Annotated in this window: 4 protein-coding genes and 1 pseudogene; 1 reads left to right on the top strand and 4 read right to left on the bottom strand. The window is 67.9% G+C overall.

Annotation, left to right across the window (positions count from 1 at the left end; translation table 11 throughout):
• From DQP56_RS23135 to DQP56_RS23150, 4 genes and pseudogenes are all read right to left on the bottom strand, one after another.
• Positions 1–192, bottom strand: a pseudogene (locus DQP56_RS23135) (alpha/beta fold hydrolase); the annotation flags it as partial.
• A 57-nt stretch (positions 193–249) separates the two neighbouring features.
• Positions 250–1,341, bottom strand: coding sequence for an inositol-3-phosphate synthase (locus tag DQP56_RS23140; RefSeq protein WP_112689377.1), 1,092 nt, complete (start codon positions 1,339–1,341; stop codon positions 250–252).
• A 75-nt stretch (positions 1,342–1,416) separates the two neighbouring features.
• On the bottom strand, positions 1,417–1,959 hold the full coding sequence (locus DQP56_RS23145; RefSeq protein ID WP_013831235.1) for a PadR family transcriptional regulator: 543 nt from the start codon (positions 1,957–1,959) through the stop codon (positions 1,417–1,419).
• Between the two features lie 183 nt (positions 1,960–2,142).
• Positions 2,143–2,985 (bottom strand): DUF1707 SHOCT-like domain-containing protein, encoded by an 843-nt coding sequence (locus DQP56_RS23150; RefSeq protein ID WP_112689379.1) that lies wholly within the window; start codon positions 2,983–2,985, stop codon positions 2,143–2,145.
• 113 nt (positions 2,986–3,098) lie between these two features.
• Between DQP56_RS23150 and DQP56_RS23155 the strand changes: the two genes are divergently transcribed.
• Positions 3,099–3,524 (top strand): DUF5318 family protein, encoded by a 426-nt coding sequence (locus DQP56_RS23155; RefSeq protein ID WP_041319268.1) that lies wholly within the window; start codon positions 3,099–3,101, stop codon positions 3,522–3,524.
• Positions 3,525–3,634 lie beyond the last annotated feature (110 nt).

Below are 3,634 nucleotides of genomic sequence, written 5' to 3' on the forward strand. Positions count from 1 at the left end.
GACGGTGTCCCAGGTGTGCGCGTTCTGCGCGCCGCCGTGCAGGAACACCACCCGCGGCGGCTCGGTTCCCCACCGCAGCGCGCTGACGGCTGCGGTCTGGATGCGCTGCACGGCCGGCAGCGGGCCGGTGACACCGGCTTGTTCGGCGTTGCCGGCCAGTAGGGCGAACTCGTCGCTCAGTTCCTCGCTCACACTGCAACCATGGCGTAGAAGTGCGAGTGGGTCACGCCCTCAGTGCAGAGTCGACTGCTAGCCGGTGATGAACTCTTCGAGCTGGGCGCGTGCGACGTCGTCGGGCAGCTGCTTGGGCGGGCTCTTCATCAGGTAGGCCGAGGCGGGGATGATCGGTCCGCCGATGCCGCGGTCCTTGGCGATCTTGGCCGCGCGCACTGCGTCGATGATGATGCCGGCCGAGTTCGGCGAGTCCCACACCTCGAGCTTGTACTCCAGGTTCAGCGGCGCGTCGCCGAAAGCGCGGCCCTCCAGCCGCACGTAGGCCCACTTGCGGTCATCGAGCCAGGCCACGTGGTCGGACGGACCGATGTGCACGTTCTTGTCCTCGACCTTGCCGGCCAGCGAGCCGGTCAGGTTGGAGGTGACGGCCTGGGTCTTGGAGACCTTCTTGGACTCCAGGCGCTCGCGCTCGAGCATGTTCTTGAAGTCCATGTTGCCGCCGACGTTGAGCTGGTAGGTGCGGTCCAGCGTGACGCCGCGGTCCTCGAACAGCTTGGCCATAACGCGGTGGGTGATGGTCGCGCCGACCTGGCTCTTGATGTCGTCGCCCACAACCGGCACGCCGGCGTCGGCGAACTTCTTGGCCCACACCGGGTCGGAGGCGATGAACACCGGCAGCGCGTTGACGAACGCGACCCCGGCGTCGATGGCGCACTGGGCGTAGAACTTGTCGGCCTCGTCGGACCCCACCGGCAGGTAGGACACCAGCACGTCGACCTTGGCCTCCTTGAGCACCGAGACCACGTCGACGGCGTCGGCGTCGGAGACCTCGATGGTGTCGGCGTAGTACTTGCCGATGCCGTCGAGGGTGGGACCGCGCTGCACCACCACGTTGGTCGGCGGCACGTCAGCGATCTTGATGGTGTTGTTCTCCGAGGCGAAGATGGCCTCGGACAGGTCGAAGCCGACCTTCTTGGCGTCCACGTCGAACGCGGCGACGAACTTCACATCGCGGACGTGATACGGACCGAATCGCACGTGCATCAGACCGGGCACCGTCGAACTGTCGTCGGCGTTCTGGTAGTACTGCACGCCCTGGACCAGCGAGGAGGCGCAGTTACCGACGCCGACAATGGCGACCCGCACATCCGTCGTTTGCTCAGTCATTTCCGACGTTCTCCTTCTTTGCTGTCACTGCTGACGTGCTGTTTGTGTTGTGCTGATTCCCGCGCCGGGCAGGGGTCAAGACTGTTCGGCGCGGCCCTGGGAGACGCGTTCGGCCGCGATCAACTCGTTGAGCCACTTGACCTCCCGCTCACTGGACTCCAGCCCGAGCTGGTGCAGTTGGCGGGTGTAGCGATCCAATGAGTTGCTGGCCCGCGTCACGGCGTTACGCAGACCCTCCCGGCGTTCCTCCACCTGCCGACGGCGGCCTTCCAGAATCCGCATCCGCGCCTCGGCGGGGGTGCGGTTGAAGAAGGCCAGGTGGACCCCGAAGCCGTCGTCGGTGTAGTTCTGCGGTCCGGTGTCGGCCACCAGCTCGGTGAAGCGCTGGCGGCCGGCGTCGGTCAGCCGGTAGACCCGTCGGGCCCGGCGTACCGGGGTGCCCGCCGGGGCGGCGTCCTCGGCGATCAACCCGGCCGCCTGCATGCGCCGCAGCGCCGGATACAGCGAGCCGTAGGAGAACGCCCGGAATGCGCCCAACAGACCGGTCAGCCGTTTCCGCAGCTCGTAGCCGTGCATCGGAGACTCGAGCAGCAAGCCCAGTATGGCAAGCTCAAGCACCGATTCACCTCCTGCAATGATTTGTGGCTACGACCGTTCGACGGTTCGGGCCATAGTATCGCGCCGATATAACAGAACCCAAGTGGCCTGATGTTCGCCCAACGTTCAGCGTCCCGACGGCACCTGTTCTGTTGCCGCCGGAGCTCTTGCTCGCGGAACTACACCGCTCGCCGGATCCGGCGGTCAGGACGGGTAATTGATGCGCTTGACCGATCCGTCGCCGGCGAACTCGATATAGCCGCCGCCGTAGTCGCTGGAGACGTAGACCGACAGCGACAGCGCCCCCGGCGTCGTCGGATCCCGGGCCGGGTCGACGATCAGATAGGTCGACTTGACGTCGCCGTCTTTGATCCCGAGCGTCTCGGGGGCCCCGCGCAGGATGCCGACCGCGGCCTTGACGTCGAAGCCGCTCAGGTCGACCAGCACGGCGTCACTGCTCTTGGCCGAACTGGACGGGTCGCCCCAGCCGCCCCGGTAGCTGTAATCCAGTTCGCGGCGATCCTCGGTGGGATCGGCCCGGGTCAGCGACGCGTAGTCCGGGTAGACGACCAGCCGGTAACCGAGGGTGTCACCGAACTTCCTACGGGCCTGTTCCAGCAGGCCGCTCAACCCGCCCAGCGAATGCAGCCGGCGCGGTGGGGTCAGCACCAGCGGGGCGACGCCGTCGGGCTTGGCGCCGGGGTCGGAGGTGAAGCTCAGCGGCGAACTCGTGTTGCCGTACACCCCCCACCCGATGCCCAGTCCCAGCAGCACCGCCGCGCCCAGTGCCGCCGCCGCCAGGGCGCGACCGCCGAATCCGGCGGGCTTGTTCAGCGCCGGCAGTTGCACGGGCGCGCTCGCGGTCTGCAGATCGGCGATCAGCGCGTGCAGGTCACCGAGCGTGACGGCGCGGGTGGCCGCACTGACGCGTTCCCGGTGCTCCTCGCTCGACAGCTGCCCCTCGGCCAGGGCGGCGTCCAGGATGCGGCAGACGTCGTCCCGGTCGCTGTCCTTCGCCCGGGTTCCGGAGGTCTGCCGTGTTGCCACGGCGACGATCGTAAGACTTCAGCGCGCTACGGCGAGGCCCGAATGCGCCGGTTGGTGCGGGATACGGGCGTTCATCACACCGGCCCGCGCGGACCCGACGTACTCTGGTCACCGTGCGATTGCAGCGACAGGTGGTGGACTACGCGCTCCGGCGCCGTTCCCTGCTGGCCGAGGTCTACTCCGGGCGCACCGGGGTCTCCGAGGTGTGCGACGCCAACCCGTATCTGCTCCGGGCGGCGAAGTTCCACGGCAAGCCCAGCGCGGTGGTCTGCCCGATCTGCCGCAAGGAGCAGCTCACCCTGGTGTCGTGGGTCTACGGCGACGACCTGGGAGCGGTGTCGGGTTCGGCGCGGTCCGCCGAGGAACTGGTCCTGCTGGCCACCCGTTACCCGGAGTTCTCGGTGCACGTGGTCGAGGTGTGCCGGACCTGCAGCTGGAATCATCTTGTGAAGTCGTATGTGCTGGGCCTCGCGCGCCCGCCGAAGGGATCCCGGGGACGGCGGACGGCACGCAGCGGAGCCCGTACCGCCAGTGAGTAAACACCACGACGACCGGCCGGACACTGGTTCGACCGGGTCTTCCGAAGTGGGTGCGCGCCGTGGGCCCCGGTCGCCGGATGACCGGCAGACCGCGATCATCCCCGCGGTCG

The organism is Mycolicibacter senuensis, from assembly GCF_003284925.1.
Taxonomy (GTDB): Bacteria; Actinomycetota; Actinomycetes; order Mycobacteriales; family Mycobacteriaceae; genus Mycobacterium; species Mycobacterium algericum_A.

What these genes read in the sequence shown, in the direction of transcription:
- DQP56_RS23140 (WP_112689377.1), bottom strand. Translation starts at nt 1,341, where the DNA reads ATGACTGAGCAAACGACGGATGTGCGGGTCGCCATTGTCGGCGTCGGT.